Below are 21,977 nucleotides of genomic sequence, written 5' to 3'. Positions count from 1 at the left end.
CGGGGAGCAGGAGTGCCTACTCCTCGTAACCATTCGGGTTGGCCGATTGCCAGCGCCAGCTGTCGGCGCACATGGCGTCGATATCTCGGGTCGCCTGCCAGCCCAGCTCGCGCTCTGCCTTGGCCGGATCGGCCCAGCAGGCGGCGATGTCGCCCGGGCGGCGCGGTTCGATGCGAAACGGCAGCGGCTTGCCGCAGGCATTGGAGAAGGCGGCGACCAGCTGCAACACGCTCTGGCCCTGACCGGTGCCCAGGTTGTAGGTGTGCACGCCACCCTTGTTGGCGCAGTGTTGCAGTGCCTTGACGTGACCTTCGGCGAGATCCATTACGTGGATGTAGTCGCGCACACCGGTGCCGTCCGGGGTGGGGTAATCGTTTCCAAAGACCGAGAGACAGTCGCGACGGTCGATGGCCACCTGGGTCAAAAATGGCATGAGATTGTTGGGGATGCCCTGCGGGTCTTCCCCCATGGTGCCCGATTCATGGGCGCCGACCGGATTGAAGTAACGCAGCAGGGTCATGCTCCAGTGGGACTCGGCCAGCTGCAGATCTTCGAGGATTTCCTCGATGATCAGCTTGGATCGTCCGTAGGGGTTGGTGGCGCTGCGGGGGAAATCCTCGCGGATCGGCAGGCTGGCGGGATCGCCATAGACGGTGGCCGAGGAGCTGAACACCAGATTGTGCACCCCGGCCCGTTTCATCGCCTGCAGCAGGGTGAGGGTGCCGCTCAGGTTATTCTCGTAGTAATCCAGTGGAATGCGGGTCGACTCGCCGACCGCTTTGAGGGCGGCAAAGTGGATCACTGCGTCGATCTGCTGCTCGGCGAAGATCCGATCCAGCAGGGCGGGATCGCGAATATCCCCCTGATAGAATGCGGGCTCCTGACCGCTGATGGCGGCGATCCGCGTCAGTACACTGCGCTTGCTGTTGCCGAGGTTATCGACCACCACGGGGTTCATGCCTGCCGCTTGCAGGGCCAGACAGGTGTGGCTGCCGATATATCCGCAGCCGCCGGTGACCAGAACGTTCATTTTGCTCTCCACTGAAAAGTGTCTGAAAGGAGTCTAGCGAGGGGGGAGCGACCAAACTGTGAACTTGCTTGCAAAATTGTGTAAACGATTACACTCATTTCGAAATGGCCATGGCTGCACATATGTTCTTCATCACTGTTTTTAAAGGGTTTGCTCGTTATAATGCAGCTCTATTGCACTGTGAAATGAGTGAAAACAGCATGAGCACCATCAAGGATGTCGCCCGTTTGGCCAATGTGTCAGTGGCAACGGTTTCACGGGTGATGAACAACTCACCCAAGGCCAGCGCCGCGTCTCGCGAGGTGGTACAGAAAGCCATGGCCGAGCTGGGCTACACCCCCAACGCCAACGCGCGGGCACTGGTGAGCCAGACTTGCGATACCATGGGAGTGGTGGTGGGTGACGTGGCGGATCCCTTCTTTGGTGCACTGGTTAAGGGGGTCTCGGCGGTAGCGGTAGAGCAGAACCTTCACCTGCTGATGGGTAACGGTTTTCACAAGGCACGTCAGGAGCGCGAAGCGATCGAGCTGCTGATCGGCAAGCGCTGCGAGGCGCTGGTGGTGCACAGCAAGGCCCTCAGTGACGAGGTGCTTTGTGACTACGCCAATCGGGTGCCGGGTATGGTGCTGATTAACCGCGATATTCCGGCCCTCAAGGGGCGCTGTATCTCCCTCAATAACCGGCTGGGGGCGGCCACGGCGACCCGTCATCTGATTGACTTGGGCCACCGCCATATCGCCTTTATCAGCTCGGACCATGCCATCGAGGATGCCACCTTGCGCCTGCAAGGCTATCAGGACGGGCTGATGGCGGCGGGTCTGGCTGCCGATGCGGAGCTTATCGAGAGCGGCACTCCCAACGAGGAGGGTGGCGAGCGCGCCATGCTCAACCTGCTGGCCAAGGGGCTCAAGGTGACCGCGGTGGTTGCTTATAACGATGCCATGGCCGCCGGTGTTATCTCGGTGTTGGCAGATAACGGTCTGCGGGTGCCGGAAGAGGTCTCGGTAGTGGGCTTCGATGACATCATCTATGCCAGATACCTGAGACCCAAACTCTCAACCATGCGTTACCCCATCGAATTGATGGCGGCCCAGGCGGCCAAGCTGGCGATTCAGCTGGCGGCAGGGGAGAGCGAGGCGACCCAGAGCCGGATCTATACCCCGACCCTGATCAATCGTCACTCGGTGGCACCGGTTCGGGCCGGATAGCCCCCTGTTGTGGCCCTGTTCGGGGCCATTTCCTGCCTGTTTATTGTTTTACTGGTTTTTAATCATTTTTACTCCGTTTTACTTAACAAAATGAGTGTAATCGTTTACATCTGTGTGAGCGAGATCGCCGTTCCCTGCGCCATACTTCTCTAGACTGCATACGTTTTCTAATCTGCGGGGAGAGAGTGAATGTTGAGGGAGATAGTGGCGCGTCAGGATTGGCAGACCCAAGCGATTACGTCGGTAAACCGGCTGGCTGCCCATACCCCTATGTTCAGCTGGCGCAGCGCAGCGGACGCCAGAGATGATCTGGCTTCTTCCTCCCGTCTCTTGCTCGATGGGGAGTGGCGCTTCTCCTTCTTTGCTGCCCCCGAGCGGGTGCCCGAGAGCTGGCTGGAGCAGGATCTGGCGGATGCCAGCCCCATTACCGTGCCGGGCAACTGGCAGCTGGATGCCGCCTACCCGGCAGCGCGGCCGCTCACCGATGGCCCCATCTACACCAATATCAAATATCCCTTTCCCTGCGATCCGCCGCGGGTACCGACAGAGAACCCCACCGGCTGCTACTCCCGCGAGTTTGAGCTGCCTGCCGACTGGCTGGCTAGCGGCCAGAGCCGGATCATCTTCGACGGGGTGAGCAGCGCCTTCCACCTCTTCTGCAACGGCCACTGGGTCGGTTACTCCCAGGACAGCCGGTTGCCCGCCGAGTTCGATCTGACCCCTTACCTGCAAGCCGGTCGCAACCGGCTGGCGGTGCTGGTGCTGCGCTGGTCCGATGGCTCCTATCTGGAAGATCAGGATATGTGGTGGCTGTCGGGGATCTTCCGCTCCGTCAGCCTGCTGCACAAACCGACCCGCCATCTGATGGATATGCGGGTGACGCCTGAGCTGGATGCCTGCTATCGGGATGGCCGTCTCAAGATTGCATTGCAAGTGGCCAATGGGGCCGGTCTGTCAGTGGAGGCCAATCTCTATGACGGCAGCGAGCGGGTTGCGACCCTGCGCCAGCCGATCGGCACCCAAGCCATTGACGAAAAAGGGGCTTACGACGATCGCGCCGAGCTGTTACTCGACGTGGCTGCGCCGCGCAAGTGGAGCGCCGAGACACCCCATCTCTATCGTCTGACCCTGACCTTGCTGGATGAGCAGGGCCAAGCCATCGAGAGCGAGGCGTGCGATGTGGGCTTTCGGGTGGTGGAGATCCGTGGCGGCTTGCTGCGGGTCAACGGGCAGCCGCTGCTCATTCGCGGTGCCAACCGCCATGAACACCACCCCGCCAAAGGTTATGCCATCGATCGCGCCACCATGGAGCGGGATCTGCTGCTGATGAAGCGGCACAACTTCAACGCGGTGCGCTGCTCCCACTATCCCAACCACCCCGACTTCTATCGCCTCTGCGATCGGCTCGGCCTCTATGTGGTGGACGAGGCGAATCTGGAGACCCACGGCATGACCCCCATGGGGCGGCTGGCGCGGGATCCCGCCTGGAGCAATGCCTTTCTGGAGCGGGCCACCCGCATGGTGGCACGGGATTTCAACCACCCCTCCATCATCATCTGGTCGCTGGGCAACGAGTCGGGTTACGGCCCGGCCCACGATGCCATGTATGGCTGGATCAAGCGCAGCGACCCGAGCCGTCCGGTGCAGTATGAGGGGGGCGGGGCCGATACTCCGGCCACCGACATCATCTGCCCCATGTATGCCAGAACCCATCAGGATCAACCCTTCCCGGCGGTGCCCAAGTGGGCGCTGGCCAAGTGGATCGGCCTGCCCGGCGAGAGCCGGCCGCTGATCCTCTGCGAATATGCCCACGCCATGGGCAACAGCCTCGGGGGCTACGCCCACTACTGGCAGGCCTTTCGCGATCATCCACGCCTGCAAGGCGGGTTTGTCTGGGATTGGGTCGATCAGGGGCTCGACAAATACACCAGCGATGGCCGCCACTACTGGGGCTATGGCGGCGACTTTGGCGATCTGCAAAACGATCGCCAGTTCTGCTGCAACGGCCTGTTGTTCCCGGATCGCACCCCCCATCCCGCCCTGTTTGAGGCAAAGCGAGCCCAGCAGCCGTTTCGCTTCACCCTGCTTGAGCACACCCCGCTGCGGGTGCGGATCGAGAGCGAATACCTGTTCCGGGAAACCGATAACGAGCGGCTTTGCTGGCAGCTGTGCGAGAACGGCCATGTGCAGCAGCAGGGGGAGCTCTCCCTCACGCTGATGCCGCAAGGGGTGATCGAGTTGACCCTGAGCGAGACACTGCCCGCCTTTGCTGCAGGCTCACTGGCCTGGCTCGATCTGGCCATCGCTCAGCCACAGGCCACCCTCTGGTCGCAGGCGGATCACAAGGTCGCCCGTCAGCAGTTCACCCTGCCGACCCCCCTTGCCCTGCCAGCTCCCGCCGCTGCCGCCACCCTGACCGAGCAACCGGAGTGCTGGCGGGTCAGCGCCGCAAACAGTCAGTGGCGGCTCGACAAGCAGAGCGGCCGCATCACCAGTTGGCAAAAATCGGGGCAGGAGCAGTTGTTGGCACCGATCATGGATCACTTCTACCGCGCGCCGCTCGACAACGACATCGGCACCAGCGAAGCGGATCACGCTGACCCCAACTCCTGGCTTGCCCGCTGGCAGGGTTGCGGCCTCGAGCAGTGGCAGCACCGCTGTTTGGGGATCACAGCCGCCGGAGGGGATATCCGGGTCAGCCACGGCTACTTCCACCACGATGAGTTGCTGCTGGTGAGTCACTGGCATCACCGCTTTGCCGACGACGGTGCCATGAGTCTGGAGATCGAGACCGAGCTGGCGCAGGCGTTGCCCTCGCTGCCACGGATCGGCCTGCTGATCCATCTGGCCGAGGTGCCGGCGCGGGCCGAATGGCTGGGTCGCGGCCCGCACGAGAACTATCCGGATCGCCTGTTGGGCGCCGATCTGGGTCGCTGGAGCCTGCCGCTGGAGGCCATGCACACCCCTTATGTTTTCCCTAGCGACAACGGCTTGCGCTGCGATACCCGCCAGCTGCAGCTGGGCAGCATGACGGTGAGCGGGGCGTTTCATTTCAGTGCCAGCCGCTTCAGTCAGCAACAGTTGGCGGCCGCCCGTCACCAGAGCGATCTGGTGGCTGAAGAGGGGTTGTGGGTCTGCCTCGATGGCGCCCACATGGGGGTGGGCGGAGATGACTCCTGGAGTCAGAGCGTGCGGCCTGAGTATCAGTTGCTTGAACGTTGTTACCGCTGGTTTTGCACCTTTCGTTGAACCGTTTTGACAACAGGCCGGTAACGACTGGCCCATTATGAAAAGGGGTTGCTTGAGTCTCAATTCTTGTTTTTGTTTGTATGCATTTGAAAAATAAATAAAAAGACGCAGTGTAACAGAGTGTAATCGTTTTCATTTTGTCGTCATGATCACAGAAGAAATGACAACAAACTGATTACATTGATAGGCGATTGTTCAATTGCTCGCCACCCTACAACACAGATAGACACATCGGAGCACACATAATGAAAAAACTGACCACAGTTGCCGCCCTGCTGATGGGCATGATGGCTGGTGCCAATGCTCAGGCTGACACCCGCATCGGGGTAACTGTCTACAAATACGATGACAACTTCATGGCGGTCGTGCGTAAGGCGATCGAGAAGGAAGCGGCGGCCAACCCCGGGGTTGAGCTGCTGATGAATGACTCCCAGAACGACCAGTCCAAGCAGAACGACCAGATCGACGTGCTGCTGGCCAAAGGGGTGAAGGCGCTGGCCATCAACCTGGTTGACCCCGCTGCCGCCCCTGTGGTGATCGAGAAGGCCCGCGGTGAAGATATCCCGGTGGTGTTCTACAACAAGGAGCCGAGCGCTACCGATCTGGCCAGTTATGACAAGGCCTACTACGTGGGCACTGACTCCAAGGAGTCAGGGATCATCCAGGGTCAGCTGATTGCCAAACACTGGAAAGCTCATCCGGAGTGGGATCTGAACAAGGATGGCGTGATCCAGTTCGTGCTGCTCAAGGGCGAGCCGGGCCACCCGGATGCAGAAGCCCGTACCTCCTATGTCATCAAGACCCTGAATGATGGTGGCTTCAAGACGGAGCAGCTGCACATGGATACCGGTATGTGGGATACCGCCATGGCCAAAGACAAGATGGATGCCTGGATCTCCGGCCCCAACGCCAACAAGATCGAAGTGGTCATCGCCAATAACGACGGTATGGCAATGGGCGCAGTCGAGTCACTGAAAGCCCAGGGTAAGAGCGCCATTCCGGTGTTCGGCGTCGATGCGCTGCCGGAAGCGCTGGCCATGGTCAAGAGCGGCGCCATGGCGGGAACCGTGCTGAACGACGCGGCCAACCAGGCCAAAGCCACCTTCGAGCTGACCAAGAACCTGGCTGAAGGCAAAGCGGCGGGTGAAGGCACCAACTGGAAGATCGACAACAAGGTGGTGCGCGTTGCCTACGTTGGTGTGGATAAAGACAACCTGTCTCAATTCGAGTAATTCCCCCCTCCAGGGCAAGGGCGATCCCCTTGCCCTTTTTTCAACCAGATGTGATGGCTGATATGACAACACAGCAACAATCAGAATGGCTGTTGGAGATGATTGACGTCAGTAAGAGCTTTCCCGGCGTCAAGGCACTCGATAATGTCAATTTACGGGTCCGTCCTCATTCTGTGCATGCGTTGATGGGCGAGAACGGAGCGGGAAAATCCACCCTGCTCAAGTGCCTGTTCGGCATTTACGAGAAGGATGAGGGCAAGATCTTCTTCAAGGGACAGGAGATCAACTTCAGCTCCTCCAAGCAGGCGCTGGAAAATGGCGTCTCCATGGTGCATCAGGAGCTCAACCTGGTGTTGCAGCGTACCGTGATGGACAACATGTGGCTCGGCCGCTACCCCACCAAGGGGTGGTTCATCGACCACGGCAAGATGTATGACGATACCAAACGCATCTTTGACGAGCTCGACATCGACATCGACCCCAAGGTGAAGGTCGCGACCCTGTCGGTCTCCCAGATGCAGATGATCGAGATCGCCAAGGCATTCTCCTACGATGCCAAGATCGTCATCATGGACGAGCCCACCTCCTCCCTGACCGAGAAAGAGGTGAACCACCTCTTCAAGATCATCAACAAGTTGAAGGATAAGGGGTGCGGCATCGTTTACATCTCTCACAAGATGGAGGAGATCTTCCAGCTCTGTGACGAGATCACCATATTGCGGGATGGCCAGTGGGTGGCAACCCGGCCGCTCAAGGGGATGACCATGGATCAGATCATCGGCATGATGGTCGGCCGTGAACTGACCCAGCGCTTCCCGGAAAAAACCAACCAGCCGCAAGAGGTGATCCTCGAGATCGAACACCTGACGGCGAAGAACCAGCCCTCCATCAAGGATGTGACCTTCAACCTGCACAAGGGGGAGATCCTCGGCATCGCCGGACTGGTGGGGGCCAAGCGCACTGACATCGTCGAGACCCTGTTCGGTATTCGCGATCGCAGTCAGGGCACCATCAAGCTGCATGGCAAAGAGGTGGCCAACCACAACGCCCACGAAGCGATTCACAACGGCTTTGCGCTGGTGACGGAAGAGCGTCGATCCACCGGTATCTACTCCCGTCTCGATATCGCCTTCAACTCCCTGATCGCCAACATGGACAGCTACAAAGGCTCCATGGGGCTGCTCAGTGACACCAAGATGAAGAGCGATACCCAGTGGGTGATCGACTCCATGCGGGTCAAGACGCCGACCCAGCAGACCCAGATCGGTTCTCTCTCCGGGGGCAACCAGCAGAAGGTGATCATCGGTCGCTGGCTGCTGACCCAGCCGGAGATCCTGATGCTCGACGAGCCCACCCGCGGCATCGACGTGGGCGCCAAGTTCGAGATCTATCAGCTGATCCTGGAGCTGGCGAAGAAGGAGAAGGGGATCATCATCATCTCGTCAGAGATGCCGGAATTGCTGGGGATCACCGACCGTATCATGGTGATGAGCAATGGCCGGGTCGCCGGGATCGTCAATACCAAAGAAACTGACCAGAGCGAGATACTGCGCCTGGCATCTCTGTACCTCTAGAGACAGGAAGACATTTATGGAGTCGGCTAAAAATTTCAATCTGATGCAGGCGCTCAAGGAAAACGCTATCTACCTGGTGTTGCTGGTGCTGCTCATGGTCATCGTGATCCAGGAGCCCTCCTTCCTGAGCCTCACCAACTTCAGCAACATCCTGACCCAGTCCTCGGTGCGGGTCATCATAGCGCTGGGGGTGGCGGGCATCATCATCACTCAGGGGACAGATCTCTCGGCCGGTCGTCAGGTCGGTCTGGCGGCACTTATCGCGGCAACCATGTTGCAGGCGCTGACCAACGTCAACAAGGTGTTCCCCACGCTGGGGGAGGTGCCCATTCCGGTGGTGATCCTGCTGGTGTGTGCGGTGGGGGCGCTGATCGGACTGGTTAACGGTCTCATCGTTGCCTATCTGAACGTCACCCCGTTCATTACCACCCTGGGCACCATGATCATCGTCTACGGCATCAACTCCCTCTACTTTGACTCGGTAGGGGCTTCGCCGGTGGCCGGGTTTGACCCCCGCTTCTCCAGCTTTGCCCAAGGGTTTATCCGGATAGGAGGATTCAAGCTCTCGTACTTGACCTTCTATGCGGCCATCGCCAGCGTCTTTGTCTGGGTGCTGTGGAACAAGACCCGCTTTGGCAAAAACATCTTCGCCATCGGCGGCAACCCCGAGGCGGCCAAGGTTTCCGGCGTCAACGTGGCAGTCAATCTGGTGATGATCTATGCGCTGGCAGGGGTCTTCTACGCCTTCGGCGGCATGCTGGAAGCGGGGCGGGTGGGCAGTGCCACCAACAACCTCGGCTTCATGTATGAGCTGGATGCCATCGCGGCCTGCGTGGTGGGTGGCGTGTCGTTTGCCGGCGGGGTAGGGACGGTCGCGGGTGTGATCACCGGCGTGCTGATCTTCACCCTGATCAACTACGGTTTGACCTATATCGGGGTCAGCCCTTACTGGCAGTTCATCATCAAGGGCGGCATCATCATTCTGGCGGTGGCGCTGGACTCCATGAAGTACGCCAAGAAGAAATAATGGCCGTGGCTCACCGTCAGGGTGAGCCACCCATTTTCCCCGCCAATCGTCTCAATGGCACGCCCCGCAAGACTTCAGCAGCCTCCCGCCGTTATTGATAAAAATCGCGACTCAAGTGACAAGAATACCCGCCGAGTTTATCTTCACCCACCTCGATGGTGACTATTGCGCCGGTTGCCACTGGTTCGGTGGTCACTCAAGATTTGCCCCCTCCTGCATTGGCAGCTAACAGCAGTAGACTTGAGGCCGCCATTTAGGGGCGCCGCCATGGATGTGGTGGCGTTGATTTTTATTGCGATGTTTTTATGAATAATGACGACAGGAGCGCTTGTGAGTACGCAGATTAAATTTATTGCCGTCGATATGGATGGCACCTTATTAAATAGCCAGAAAGCGTTGCCAGTGGATTTTTTTGAAGTATTCGCCTTGCTGCAACAGCAGGGAGTGCTGTTTGCGGCGGCATCGGGTCGGCAATATCACAGCTTGCTGGATATTTTTTCGCCAATCAAAGACCAGATGGTATTTATTGCTGAAAATGGCACTTATGTGGTCTATCAGGGGAACGAGTTACATAGCAGCCTGATTGACCAGCAAGATGCCTATCAGATGATTACCGCAGTGCGTCAAATCGCGGGCTCTCATCTGGTGTTGTGTGGCAAGCATACCGCCTATACCGAAACAACCTGTCAGGCGGCCCTTGATGAAATGAACAACTATTATCACTCACTGGTGCAAGTGGATGATTTATTGGCAATTGACGATGAATTTATCAAGGTCGCCGTGCTTAATTTCAATGGTGCTGAACAGCATGTTTACCCAGTGGTATTCCCGCATTTTGGCGATAGCCATCAGGTGGTGGTGAGCGGCGAAATTTGGCTCGATTTTATGCACAAAGATGCCTCGAAAGGGGCGGCCATTAAAAAGCTGCAAACTGTTTTTGATTTCAACTACGAGCAGAGCATGAGCTTTGGTGATTTTTTTAATGATGTCGAAATGCTAAAAGAGACCTATCACAGTTATGCCATGGCCAATGCTCACCCTGAAATTAAAAAATTAGCTCGTTTTATCGCGCCGGGTAATGATGAACAAGGGGTTACCCAGATCATTCGGCAACGGGTGTTGCAAGCTGCACCATCCAGATAACAACAAAGCGGGCGCCCCTTTTTGGCGGCGAGCGACCAGATAGCAAAACAGGGCCATGCGGCCCTGTTTTTGTTTTCCGTCAGCTTGAATCAACCGGCCTTGCGGCGCAGATAGACCCCGGCTTCCATGTGATGGGTCCAGGGGAACTGGTCGAACAGAGCGAAACGGGCGATCTCGTGGGTCTCGCCCAATACCGCCATGTTGGCCTGCAGGGTCTCGGGGTTGCAGGAGATGTAGAGGATATTGTCGTACTCCTGCACCAGCTTGACGGTGGCATCGTCGAGACCGGCGCGGGGCGGGTCGACGAAGATGGTGTTGCACTGGTAGCTCTTGAGGTCGACCCCCTTGAGGCGGTTGAACTCCCGCTCGCCACGCATCGCCATGGTGAACTCCTCGGCCGACATGCGCAGGATGATCAGGTTGTCGACGCCGTTGGCTGCGATGTTGAACTGGGCGGAGTCGACGCTTGGCTTGGCGATTTCGGTAGCCAGCACCTTGCGGAAGTTCTGCGCCAGCGCGATGGAGAAGTTGCCGTTGCCGCAATAGAGCTCCAGCAGGTCCCCTTCGCTCCCCTTGGTCACAGCCAGCGCCCAGGCCAGCATCTGCTCATTGATGACGGCGTTGGGCTGGGTGAAGCTGTTCTCCACCTGCTTGTAGGTGAGCTGGCGACCCGCCACGTTGAGCTGCTCGATAACAAAGTCATCGCCCAGAGCGATTTTCTGTTTGTGAGCCCGACCAATCAGCCGCAGATCAAACCCTTGGGCGCGCAGGTCGGCTTGCAGGGTGTCGGCGACCTGTTGCCACTCGGCTTCCAGCTTGCGGTGATAGAGCAGGCTGACGATGAGCTGGCCAGACTGGGTCGACAGGTAGTCGATCTGGAACAGCTTGCGGCGCAGCACCGGATGGGGGCGCAGCCCCTCCAGCAGTACCGGCATCAGCTGATTGATCAGGCGGCTGGCGGTCGGGAAGTGCTCAACCCGAATAATCTCTTTGGTTGCCGGGGCATACATGCAGTGGAAGAGATCATCCCCCTCATGCCAGATGCGAAATTCGGCCCGCATCCGGTAGTACTCTGCCGGTGAGGCATGAACCTCCAGCGCCGGGAGGGTGAATCCGGCAAACAGCTCGGTGAGGCGAGCGCTCTTTTCATCGAGCTGGGCCTGATAGTCGGCAGGGGTTCTTGGCGCCACAGAATCTGCGTCAGCCCGTTGGGATTGGGTCATGATATACCTCACATGCACACCGGCCAGGCCGGATCGAAATCGGGGGAAGGCAACAGGCCACCCAAAGGGTGTGGATTTTAAAAGGCCGCAGTAGATTGTCCAGTATTTTGTGGTCAAGAAGTGTTCAGTCAGGCCGATAGTAGATCTACAAGCATGGTGGGAGGACACATTATGCAGATCGAAGGCATGGGCGCAGCCCAACCCAAGGGAGTGGGTGTCTCTCCCAAATCGCCTCAACAGGCGGAGTCGAAACAGGTCAAGAACGAGGAAGAGGTCTCTTTACACAAGCCGCCCAAATGGGCGCAGGTGCTTATCCAGCAGGCGCTGCAGTTCTCGCTGGAGATCAATGGCCAGGGTTATAAAGCGCCCAAGGTACAGGAGCCGGAGGTGATCACGCCGGAGACCCTGTTCGACTTCCAGTCGGTGGCGGACAACGTGCTGCAGTTTGTCACTGGCCGACTTGGCGCTGCGCGAGCCGATGGCAAATCCGATGAGGATCTGACCGGCATGATGGAGCAGGCGCGCAAAGGGGTAGACAAGGGGTTCGGTGATGCCCGCAAGCAGCTCGGCGACTGGGCAACCGACAATGAGGATATCAAGACCGGTATCGATCAGAGCTACAAGCTGATCCAGAAGGGGCTCGACGAGTTCGAGAAGGAGTTCTTCGGCAAGGTCTCTCCGACCGACATGGGGGCAGCCGAGATGGCCAGTCGCCAGCAGGGCTATCTGGAGATCCAGACCAAGGATGGCGACAAGGTGGTGCTGCGCTTCAACGACAGCTGGCAGAGCAAGTCCCAGAGCAGTGAGAGTGGCAGCCAGTTCAGCCTCAAGTCGAGCCAAAGCTTCAGCTTCTCGCTGGAGGGGGATCTCAGCAGCGATGAGATGGAGTCCATCGGCAAGCTGGTCAAGGGAATCGACGAGCTGGCCGGGAATTTCTTCTCCGGCAACTTCGAGGATCTGCTGGATAAGGCGAGCGAGCTGAAACTGGATGACAGCCAGCTGGCTTCTTATTCCCTCAAGCTCAAGCAGAGCGTCAAGCTGAGCCAGACCTATCAGGGGGCGCACTCCCTGCAGGATCTGATCAAGCCGTTTGCCGACTACCTGCCCAAGCTGGATCAGGTACAGAAACAGGCGGATACCCTGCTGCCAGCATCCCAGCAACAGGCGCTGACTCCTGCCGTGCTGGCCGCGAGAGGTGAAGCGGACCCGCTGCAGGTCGATCGCTTCACCAGCTTCAACCAGCGGATGCTGGAGGCGCTGCGGATGATTAACCAGTTCCAGCCATCAACAGAGCCCGCCAGTAAGAACGCCTGAGCCACAGCGCGTAACGCAAGTAATGACCTGCCGTTTGCCAGCCCTTCCCGGGGCTGGCAAACTGGCTTTTTCTCCAATCAGGTTGCCCCATGAACCCCAAGAAGCCAAGAGACAAGCGCGAGCTTTGCTACCCCTTTATCTTCGAAACCTCGCTCAAATGTGATTTTGAAATCGCCACAGACGAACTCTGCTGTCAGGTTGGGGCTGTGCTGTCACACCTTGCGCCGGATGCCGATACCGAGCCCATGCTGGCGGATCTCGCGGTGTTGCAGCGGCTTATCTACAACCTCAACGGCTCGGTGCGCGGTAAGTTGGGGATCTTCGATGCAGACCTTGAGTGGCTCAAGGCCCGTTACGACCACTACAACGAGGCAAGCCGGGGGAGCGTCACCGGTTTCGTGCTGCCACAGGGGCCGCAGCCCATTCCCACCCTCCATCTGTGCCGCTGCGGCAGCAAGAAGGTGGTGCGGCTGCTGGTTAGGCTGGAGGAGAGCGAGGTGGCCTTCGATCCCATTCTCTATCGCTTCGCCAACCTGCTGGCCAACTTCTTCTTTGTGCTCACCGTCTACCTCAAGCAGCGCTGGCAGGTGCCGGAAGTGCCCTACGTCAGCATCAACTACTGACCCCGCTGCGTAACGGGCCAGAGGCCATCGTGGATTGAGCGGAATAAAAAACCGGAGCCTTGGGCTCCGGTTTTGCGTTTCAGTGCGCCAGCGGCCCACTCAGCTGGAGATCAACACCCTGGCCGAGTTGGCCGGGATGGTGAGCTGCACCTCGCCCTGCACCACCTCGAACTTGTCGCCGTTGAAGGCGTCGGTGAAGCGGCTGGCCGGGCTGGCGGTTTGCCACAGCGGCAGGCTGATGGTGCGCGGCTCGCTCGGGTGACGGTTGCAGGCAACCACCACCTGATCGCTTTGCAGGGTGCGGGCAAACACATAGCTGTGGGGCCCGGCATAGAGGGTCTGGATATCGCCACGGCGCAGGGAGGGGCGCTGGCGGCGGATCTGGATCAGGCGGCGGTAGTAATCGTGCAGCACATGATCCCAGTCTGTGGTATTCCACGGGAAGCAGCGGCGGCAGTCCGGGTCGTTGCCGCCAGAGAGTCCCACTTCGTCGCCGTAGTAGATGGAGGGTGTACCGATATAGGTGAGCAACAGCGTCGCCGCCAGCCGCATCCGCTGTTTGTCTTCTCCCAGCAGGTGGAGGAATCGGGCGGTGTCGTGGCTGTCCAGCAGGTTGAACTGGGCCAGCTGGTTCTTGAACGGGATGTGGGCCCGCGCCAGCTTGAGCCAGCGGTCCAGCTCTTCGGCGCTGATCTTGATGGGGTGATAGGCGATATCCTGTCCTGCCAGGAAGGCGCGGATCGGGTGGGCGAAGCCGTAGTAGTTCATGGCGCCGTCCTCCTGATCCCCTTGCAGCCACTGGCTCGCCTCGAAGAAGTGTTCGCCGAGCACATAGGCGTCCGGGTTCTCCTGCTTCACCGCCCCGCGAATGGCCCGCACATGACTGCGGTTGCCCTCGGCGGTGCCGCGCTCCCCCAGCATGTGGATGACGTCAAAGCGCCAGCCGTCGATATGGTAGGGCGGCCGCATCCAGTAGCGCAGGATGGCGTCATCAGCGCGATAGATGGCGTCCTGCACCTGTTCGCTGGCAAAGTCGAGTTTGGGCAGGCTGCGAATGCCCTTCCAGCTGACGTAATCCCCTTCGTTGTCAAAGGTGTAGAAGCTGCGCCACGGGGAATCCGAGTTGCTGTTGGCCCCTAGCGGCGGGCAGAACCAGGGATGCTCGGTCGAGGTGTGATTGACCACCGCATCGAGAATGATCTTCATGCCGCGCTGGTGCAGGTTGCGGGTCAGCTCGGCGAACTGCTCGTTGCTGCCGAGGTGAGCATCGACCTTGAAGTAGTCCTGGGTGTCGTACTTGTGGTTGCTCGGCGAATCGAAGATGGGGTTGAGGTAGAGCGCCGTCACCCCGAGGGATTGCAGATAGTGCAGCTTGGCATCAATGCCAGCCAGATCGCCACCATAGAATTCGCAGGCGCCGTGGCCCTCTTCATGACGGCTGACCGGCTCCCCCCACCCTTTGCTGACCACCGCCTTGCCGCGGTACTCATATTCGTGATGCTTGACGCTCAGCGACGGGTCGCCATTGCAGAAGCGGTCGGGGAAGATTTGGTAGAACACCTGATCCTGCACCCAGGCCGGCGGCTGGTGCAGGCTGTTGAAGCGAAAATGCTGCTCCCGTGGCGGCATGGCGGGGCTGACGCCCGCGCCATGCAACCACCACTGCCCTTCGTCGGTGAGGCACTTGAAGCTGTAGAGGTGGGTATCCTGCCCCTTGGCCAGTGGCAGCTCGACCTGCCACACCTGCAGCCGGTCGCGGGTGGAGACCGGTGTCATCGGGATCAGGTACTCCTCGTTGTCCGGCTCGTGGCGTAGCCACACCTTGCGGATCGGGGCGTCCAGTTCGCTAAAGAGGGTGAGTTGCAGTGCGTCGGCGCTCTCTTTGAACCAGGGCGCCACCTGGGGATGAAACAGAAACGGATGGGTCATGATGCTTATTGAGTCAGAAGATCGGCGAGGGCATTACCCTGTTCGTGAAGCGTTTCGAGCTGGCCTGCCAGTGACTTGGGATCCAGTCCCAACTGGTCGGCGAGCGGTTTGGGGAAGCGGGCAATGATGGCCTGGGCAGGCACCCCGGCATTCCAGGCGAAGGAGATAAACACGGCGAGGCGGATCAGCACCGCCTCCTTGCTGACCGGATCGTGGGAGAGCGGGTCAAGCTGCTGGGAAATGGCATCAACGAAGGCCTCGGAGAGGTTCCAGCGTCGCGCCAGTTCGGCGCCAAGCTGGGAATAGTCGTAGCCGAGCATCTCCCGCTGGGCCTCCACCCGGCTACTGCCGTTCTGGATCGACATATTGATCAGTTCTGCCTCTTCCGGCAGGGTGCTCTGGATCAGCAGTTCACCGATGTTGTGGATCAGGGCGCAGGTAAAGGCCGTCTCGGGATCCAGTGCCTTGGTCTCTTGCGCCAGGGTCTTGGCAATGGTGGCGACCTGAAAGGTCTCGGTCCAGAACTTGTTTTTGTTGAAGCTGGGAGGGGCTTTGAAGCTGCCGATGATGCCGGAGGCAACCACCACAGATCGCAACCGGTTGAAGCCAAGCCGGATCACCGCCTGTTCGATGGAGGTCACTTCGTTGCCCCGGCGCAGGGCAGCCGAGTTGGCCATCCGCAGCACCTTGACGCTGATCACCTGATCCATGGCGATTTTGGCCGCAATCTCGTCGATGCGGGCATTTTCATCATTGAAGCTCTGCATCAATTCATGCAGCAGCTGGGGAATGGTGGGGAGTTGTTTGATCTTGTCAAACAGGCGATCCATCGACATGGCTGAGGCAGCCTCCATTGCGAACTCTGCCTCATAGTGTGCCACAGCCGGACAACATGTTCCTGTTTGTGATGCGGCTTTGTGATGGGGATTGTGGGCGCTAGAGCACCCAGTCGCGCAAGGTGTATTCCAAACGGTGCTGTTTGCCCTGCAGGATCAGGGTCTGGCTGGATCCGCTAACGGTGGCGCCCTCGGTAAGAGTGGTCAGCACGGCCTGCTCTATGGTGTTCAGCGGTGGCATGCAGGCCATCTCGGTGCTGCCCATGCTGGTGACCCACAGCCGGTCATTTTTCAGATGGCCCTGACCGAAGTAGCGATTGCAACCGGCGATGCCGTTGACGGTGAAGTGTTCACCTATCTCGAAATCGGGGGGATTGTCGCGCAAGGCGGCGACCGGTTCGCCATCCAGCTTGCTCAGTACCCAGTGGTGATGTTGCAGATCCTGCCGGACAAAGGCGGTTGAACTGCAGCCCGCGAGCAGCAGCAGGGAGAGCAGCAGGGATAGCAATCTGGGCATGAGGGGGCTCCGGTTGGTGGAGTGCCCAGAATACCCTGTTTACTGGCTGTGGCGCAGGGGGCTAGAGGGGGTGACCGACTGCTTCTGTCGCCCCTTGTCCCGCACCACTGTCGCGAAATGGCAACACCCGGGTGGATGTTGCCATCGGTTTGCTTATTGTGCGAACAACCGCTCGGCATAACGGGCAAGACCCGAAGCAACCGAGCCGAAGTCATCACCACCCTCGAGCGGGATAGCCGGGAGCTTCTGGCGGATAAAGCTGGCGATCAGCGGCGAGCGGGCGCTACCGCCGGTGACGAAGATGCGATCCGGTTGCACACCGGCATTGGCAATGGCTTCATCCATCAGCTCGCCAATTTTCTCCAGCAACAGGGCAGAGGCGTTGGCCAGTTGCTCGCGGGTCAGCTCCGCTTCCAGTCCTTTTTCCAGCTCGGCCAGCGACTGGCGATTCAGCGGCTGCTCCGAGAGGGCGATCTTGCCCTGCTCGGCGCGCCATACCAGCTGGTGGCTGAGCTTGTGGGCCCGCAGGTTGGCCAAGCGCTTTAGCTTGCTGCCGGGCTGGCTGTCGAGCTGCAGATCCTGCAACTGGCGAGCGGTGTCGAGGCTGTAGAAACGGCTCTGGGCGCTGACATCGTTGATGGCGGCGGCGTCCCAGAACAGCGGGTGGGGCAGCGGCTTGCCGGTTTTGAGGGTCTCGTGCATGCCGAGCAGCGGCATCATCCCCTCCACCGTCAGGCGGATATCGAAGTCATTGCCGCCGATCCGCTGGCCGCTGTGACCGAGCAGGTCGCCGCTGCGATCCAGCTGATCGCGGTAGCTGGGGCCCATCCGCAGCATGGAGCAGTCGGTGGTACCGCCGCCGATATCCACCACCAGCACCACGGCGTCTTCGCTGAGGCGCGCCTCGAATTCAAAACCGGCGGCCACCGGCTCATAGAGAAACTCCACCTGCTCGAACCCGGCCAGACGGGCCGCCTCGGTCAGGATGGCGATGGCTTGGCTGTTGCTATCTTCCCCTGCCAGACCCTGGAAGTTGACCGGACGGCCGATCACCGCCTGGCGGATTGGGGCACCGAGCTGCTGCTCCGCCTGCTGGCGGACGTGGAGCATCATGGCGCAGACGATGTCTTCAAACAGGGCTATCTGGGGGGCCTTGAGGCCATAGGCACCGAGGAAGGATTTCGGCGATTTGATGTAGTAGCCGTCATCCGGCTCTTCCAGATAGCGCTCCAGCGCAGCGCCACCAAAGCAGAGCTCGTCGATCAGCCCCTCTTCACGCATCTGGCGACGAACCATCTGGGCGCGGGTGACCACGGGGCCACGCAGCTTGAGGTACTCCGCCTGCTGGGCGGGTGCCAGCCCTTCGGCCAACAGACCGGCGATGGCATCCCGGTGGGGCGCATGCAGGGTGGAGGGGAGATAGCGGGATGCGCCGAGATTGAGCAGCCTGGGGCTACCTTGTTCCATCACGGCCACGGCACAGTTGGAGGTGCCGTAATCAAATCCGATAAACATGGGTGCCAGACTCCAGAGTAAAAAAGGAGGGCTGGCCTACCCGAAGGTGCCGGGTCTCACAACCCGACGCACAGTCGGAGGTACAGTGAGCAAATCCGATCAACATGGGCGCCAGACTCCTGAATAAAAAAGGGGGGCTAGCCTACCCGAAGGCGCCGGGTCTCACAACCCGGCGCACAGCAATGAAGAACAGGATGAAGGGATGAGCCCTTATTCCACTTCGTTGTCGGAGTGGCCCTGGCTCTCGATGGCGCGGATATTGCCGAGGGTGGTATCGGCGATGGCGTGCAGCGCCTCGCGGGTCAGGAACGCCTGATGGCCGGTGAACAGCACGTTGTGGCAGGCCGACAGACGGCGGAACACGTCATCGGTGATCACCTCGTTGGACTTGTCGGCGAAGAACAGATCTTCCTCCTCCTCGTAGACATCCAACCCCAGCGCGCCGATGCGGGAGGTCTTGAGTGCCTCGATGGCGGCGTTGGAGTCGAGCAGGCCGCCACGGCTGGTGTTGATGATCATCACCCCGTCCTTCATCTTGGCGAACGCCTCCTTGTTCAGCAGATGGTAATTCTCACTGAACAGCGGGCAGTGCAGGCTGATGACATCGGATTGACGGAACAGGGTATCGAGATCCACATACTCGGCCCCCAGCTCGATGGCCGCCTGATTGGGGTAGGGGTCGCTCACCAGCAGGCGCATGCCGAAGCCCTTGAGGATGCGCAGGGTAGCGATGCCGATCTTGCCGGTGCCGATAATGCCGGCGGTGCGGCCGAACATGTTGAAGCCGACCAGCCCCTCCAGCGAGAAGTTGGCATCGCGGGTGCGCTGATAGGCCTTATGGATGCGGCGGTTGAGGGTCATCATCAGGCCGACCGCGTGCTCGGCCACCGCTTCGGGGGAGTAGGCGGGCACCCGCACCACTTTCAGTCCTAACTCCTTGGCGGCGGCCAGATCCACGTTGTTGTAACCGGCGCAGCGCAGGGCGATGACCTTGGTGCCGTTGGCGGCCAGTTCGGTCAATACCTCGCGGTCGGCATCGTCATTGACGAACAGGCACACCACCGGGAAGCCGTGAGCCAGTCGGGCCGTTTTGGCCTCCAGCCGCACATCGAAAAACTCCAGATCGAAGCCGTACTGGCTGTTGGCCTGGTTGAAATGCTCTTTGTCATAGCTCTTGGTACTGAATACGGCGACCTTCATGGTGTGTGCTCCGCAGCGTGTGTGTCGTTAAATTACAACAAAATGGGTCAGCTATCACCGGACAAACCGGCAGGTCATTGTCCCCATGGCATGATGGGAACCGCGCTGACTGCACTCTTGTACGAACCATCCACCAGTTTGGTGCTGTAGGTCAGGTAAACCAGCGCATTGCGTTTTTTGTCGTAAAAACGCACCACTTTCTGCTCCTTGAACACCAGCGAGGTGCTGACGTCGAACACCTCTTCCCCCGCTTTCAACTTCTCGGGCAGGGTGATGGGGCCGATCTGGTGGCACGACAGGGAGGCGTGGGAGGGATCTTCCGCCAGCCCCAGTCCGCCTTTTACGCCGCCGGTCTTGGGGCGCGCCAGATAGCAGGCGACCCCGTCGATACGCGGGTCATCAAAGGCTTCTACCAAAATTTTGTGGTTGGGGCCTAACAGCTTGAAAGAGGTGCTCACCTCACCGATGGGGTCAGCCTTGTCAGCCATGGCGGGCATCGCCAGTAAACAGCTCGCCAGCAGCAGCGACCCTTGTAATCTGTTCATGTTGTTCCTCGCCAGCAGGTTGCGGGCCTCAGTAACGAGTTGCATGGGCGTGATAATCATCATCCTGCGCCATCACTGAGGTGGATACTCCCAATATTGGGCCGGAATGCTTTTTAGCAATGGGGTCATGTCCGGATTGGGCAGTGCTATGGTGACCCGTTGGTCGAGGTTGGCGCTGGCCAGTGCTTCGCGGATCTTCGGATTTTCATGGAAGAACTGCATAAAGCTGCCATCGGCGTAGGCCCGCTCCAGCCCGGTCTGGATCGCCTTGGCCAGCTTGGGGTATTCGGGGCTGACGAAGAAGAACTGGGCAAAGGGGTAGCGGATCAGCAGGTGCTGATCAATGGCGAGGTTGGGATACTGCGCCACCAGTTCGCTGCGCTCGGCGTAAATCTCCACCAGCGAGCGCGGGAAGAAGTCGAGCTTGTCGCCGTCGTTGATCAGCCGAAACAGATTGCTGTAACGGCCGGCGTAGGTGGGAATGCCGGCATTTTCCAGAATTTTGTTATCGGCCCAGCCCACCCCTTGCCCCGCCTTTAGCTGTTTGAGGTCGGCCAGGGTGTTGATCTGGTTGAACTTCTCCTGAGCTTCAGCGTGGATGAACGACAGCCGCAATCCTTCCAGCCCGCGAAACAGCGGAATGGGGACGGCGATCAGGGAGGATTCGAGTGCGCTGGAGGTACCCATCCAGAACACGTTGATGGTCTTGCCCTTGCTCAGCTGCTGCTGGAGGGTGAACTGGTTGAGATCGAGGTCGACAGGCTGGATGCGAAAGGGTTGCCCGGCACGGGTCAGCGCCAGTTCCAGCAGTTTGAGCTGGTACTCTTGATCGAGATTGTTGATGGGACGGCTGGGGACTTTCACCGTCAAAACCTGTGCTTGTGCCAGCAGCGGCAGACACAAACACAGTTTGATGAGCCATTTCACGCGCAGTTCTCCTGTCGATTCCGGGACGTGCCCGGAGTCTAACAGAACTTGCCACTATCTTGCTGACGAGGGTTCGCCAGAGACCAGTGACAGTGCCTGGCGGGATCAGGCGACGCGGCGGAACACGTGGGTATCGTTAAATTCCTTGGTGCTCTGGCATTCGACACAGAAACGGGATTCCGGACGGGCATGCAGCCGCTTGAGGGAGATCTCGTCACCGCAAGATTCGCAGTAACCGAAGTCCCCTTCGTTCATTCGCTTTAACGCGCCCCGTAACTTGCGCAGGTGCAGCTTGTCGTGCTCGATGCGGTTCAGCTCCAGACGGCGGGCTTCCTCGATACTGGCACGGTCAATTTCATCAGCCATCTCGTTGGTGTCGGTGGCGATGGCCTGGCTAGCCTGAGAGCTGAGGCGTTCTTCGAGCTCGACGATCTGTCGCTCGATCTGCCCCTTGTAAAAGGCCAGTTGGTCTTCAGTCATGAAATCACACATACGATTAACTACCAGTCAGTTTGCTAACCCAATAATCCCTGTTTATGGGGGCTGTCTGCCTACAGACCAAGCCCTTGTATCCCGATTTGCACCAGTTCCATGCAAGAGAGTGCAAATCAGGGCGGGCCTTGTACCAAAAAAATGCAGCCAAGCAAAGCAAATAGCATAAGGATTGTGCGCCCTTGCAAAAAAATGGCCCATTCTGGCGGGGAATTGAGCAGATTTTGCCATCCGGCACCCCGGGTGTTGGCATCCGCTTTGCAGTTAATGGGATGGTGGTTTAACACCCGCTCGGTCGGACAGTATGTGTTTAGTATTTGGTGCCGACTTGGTCATTATATGCGCCGTTATTTATAGTTTTTTAAACACGCCCGCTTGACATTGCCCTTGATG

The 21,977-nt window shown here is 59.2% G+C and carries 18 protein-coding genes; 8 read left to right on the top strand and 10 right to left on the bottom strand.

The features are described from left to right. Window positions 1–16 precede the first annotated feature (16 nt). Complete coding sequence (gene galE / locus BN1135_RS01790; protein WP_042018366.1) at window positions 17–1,030, bottom strand: UDP-glucose 4-epimerase GalE; 1,014 nt, start codon at window positions 1,028–1,030, stop codon at window positions 17–19. A gap of 200 nt (window positions 1,031–1,230) precedes the next feature. On the opposite strand from galE, the gene BN1135_RS01785 reads away from it, so the two are divergent. From BN1135_RS01785 to BN1135_RS01760, 6 genes are all read left to right on the top strand, one after another. After that, a complete protein-coding gene (locus tag BN1135_RS01785; protein ID WP_042018364.1) occupies window positions 1,231–2,238 on the top strand; it encodes a substrate-binding domain-containing protein in 1,008 nt (335 codons plus the stop codon). A 189-nt stretch (window positions 2,239–2,427) separates the two neighbouring features. Next, the gene (locus tag BN1135_RS01780; protein WP_042018363.1) at window positions 2,428–5,487 is read left to right on the top strand and encodes a beta-galactosidase; all 3,060 of its coding nucleotides are present in this window, start codon (window positions 2,428–2,430) and stop codon (window positions 5,485–5,487) included. A gap of 245 nt (window positions 5,488–5,732) precedes the next feature. Further along, complete coding sequence (gene mglB / locus BN1135_RS01775) at window positions 5,733–6,719, top strand: galactose/glucose ABC transporter substrate-binding protein MglB (RefSeq protein WP_042018362.1); 987 nt, start codon at window positions 5,733–5,735, stop codon at window positions 6,717–6,719. 53 nt (window positions 6,720–6,772) lie between these two features. Further along, window positions 6,773–8,293 (top strand): galactose/methyl galactoside ABC transporter ATP-binding protein MglA, encoded by a 1,521-nt coding sequence (mglA, locus tag BN1135_RS01770; RefSeq protein WP_042018359.1) that lies wholly within the window; start codon window positions 6,773–6,775, stop codon window positions 8,291–8,293. A 16-nt stretch (window positions 8,294–8,309) separates the two neighbouring features. After that, entirely contained in the window at window positions 8,310–9,320 is a 1,011-nt protein-coding gene (gene mglC / locus BN1135_RS01765; RefSeq protein ID WP_042012355.1) for a galactose/methyl galactoside ABC transporter permease MglC, read from the top strand. A gap of 330 nt (window positions 9,321–9,650) precedes the next feature. Beyond that, a complete protein-coding gene (locus BN1135_RS01760) occupies window positions 9,651–10,463 on the top strand; it encodes an HAD family hydrolase (RefSeq protein ID WP_213391072.1) in 813 nt (270 codons plus the stop codon). Window positions 10,464–10,552: 89 nt separating this feature from the next. Here BN1135_RS01760 and trmA read toward each other — a convergent pair whose 3' ends face one another. Then, window positions 10,553–11,686 carry a tRNA (uridine(54)-C5)-methyltransferase TrmA gene (trmA, locus tag BN1135_RS01755; RefSeq protein WP_042018355.1) on the bottom strand — a complete coding sequence of 378 codons (1,134 nt, stop codon included), beginning with the start codon at window positions 11,684–11,686 and terminating at the stop codon, window positions 10,553–10,555. A 171-nt stretch (window positions 11,687–11,857) separates the two neighbouring features. Here trmA and BN1135_RS01750 point away from each other — a divergent pair, with 171 nt between their 5' ends. Beyond that, on the top strand, window positions 11,858–13,000 hold the full coding sequence (locus tag BN1135_RS01750) for a DUF5610 domain-containing protein (RefSeq protein ID WP_042018354.1): 1,143 nt from the start codon (window positions 11,858–11,860) through the stop codon (window positions 12,998–13,000). Between the two features lie 89 nt (window positions 13,001–13,089). Continuing rightward, on the top strand, window positions 13,090–13,623 hold the full coding sequence (locus BN1135_RS01745; RefSeq protein WP_042018352.1) for an ATP--cob(I)alamin adenosyltransferase: 534 nt from the start codon (window positions 13,090–13,092) through the stop codon (window positions 13,621–13,623). Between the two features lie 99 nt (window positions 13,624–13,722). Here BN1135_RS01745 and malZ read toward each other — a convergent pair whose 3' ends face one another. The 8 genes from malZ to BN1135_RS01705 form a co-directional block, all read right to left on the bottom strand. After that, window positions 13,723–15,552, bottom strand: coding sequence for a maltodextrin glucosidase (gene malZ / locus BN1135_RS01740; RefSeq protein ID WP_042018350.1), 1,830 nt, complete (start codon window positions 15,550–15,552; stop codon window positions 13,723–13,725). 5 nt (window positions 15,553–15,557) lie between these two features. Next, window positions 15,558–16,406, bottom strand: coding sequence for an HDOD domain-containing protein (locus BN1135_RS01735; protein ID WP_042018348.1), 849 nt, complete (start codon window positions 16,404–16,406; stop codon window positions 15,558–15,560). 82 nt (window positions 16,407–16,488) lie between these two features. Beyond that, on the bottom strand, window positions 16,489–16,905 hold the full coding sequence (locus BN1135_RS01730; RefSeq protein WP_042018346.1) for an META domain-containing protein: 417 nt from the start codon (window positions 16,903–16,905) through the stop codon (window positions 16,489–16,491). 153 nt (window positions 16,906–17,058) lie between these two features. Then, complete coding sequence (yegD, locus tag BN1135_RS01725) at window positions 17,059–18,420, bottom strand: molecular chaperone (protein WP_042018345.1); 1,362 nt, start codon at window positions 18,418–18,420, stop codon at window positions 17,059–17,061. A 210-nt stretch (window positions 18,421–18,630) separates the two neighbouring features. Continuing rightward, on the bottom strand, window positions 18,631–19,620 hold the full coding sequence (locus BN1135_RS01720; RefSeq protein ID WP_042018342.1) for a 2-hydroxyacid dehydrogenase: 990 nt from the start codon (window positions 19,618–19,620) through the stop codon (window positions 18,631–18,633). Between the two features lie 74 nt (window positions 19,621–19,694). Beyond that, entirely contained in the window at window positions 19,695–20,165 is a 471-nt protein-coding gene (locus tag BN1135_RS01715) for a CreA family protein (RefSeq protein WP_042018467.1), read from the bottom strand. A 72-nt stretch (window positions 20,166–20,237) separates the two neighbouring features. Then, complete coding sequence (locus BN1135_RS01710) at window positions 20,238–21,092, bottom strand: type 2 periplasmic-binding domain-containing protein (protein ID WP_042018340.1); 855 nt, start codon at window positions 21,090–21,092, stop codon at window positions 20,238–20,240. A 105-nt stretch (window positions 21,093–21,197) separates the two neighbouring features. Beyond that, window positions 21,198–21,584 (bottom strand): TraR/DksA family transcriptional regulator, encoded by a 387-nt coding sequence (locus BN1135_RS01705; protein ID WP_042018339.1) that lies wholly within the window; start codon window positions 21,582–21,584, stop codon window positions 21,198–21,200. Window positions 21,585–21,977: the final 393 nt, after the last annotated feature.

Origin of the sequence: Aeromonas sobria, from assembly GCF_000820145.1 — a bacterium.
GTDB classification, from domain to species: domain Bacteria; phylum Pseudomonadota; class Gammaproteobacteria; order Enterobacterales; family Aeromonadaceae; genus Aeromonas; species Aeromonas sobria.
This window is presented reverse-complemented; position numbering and strand designations above follow the sequence as displayed.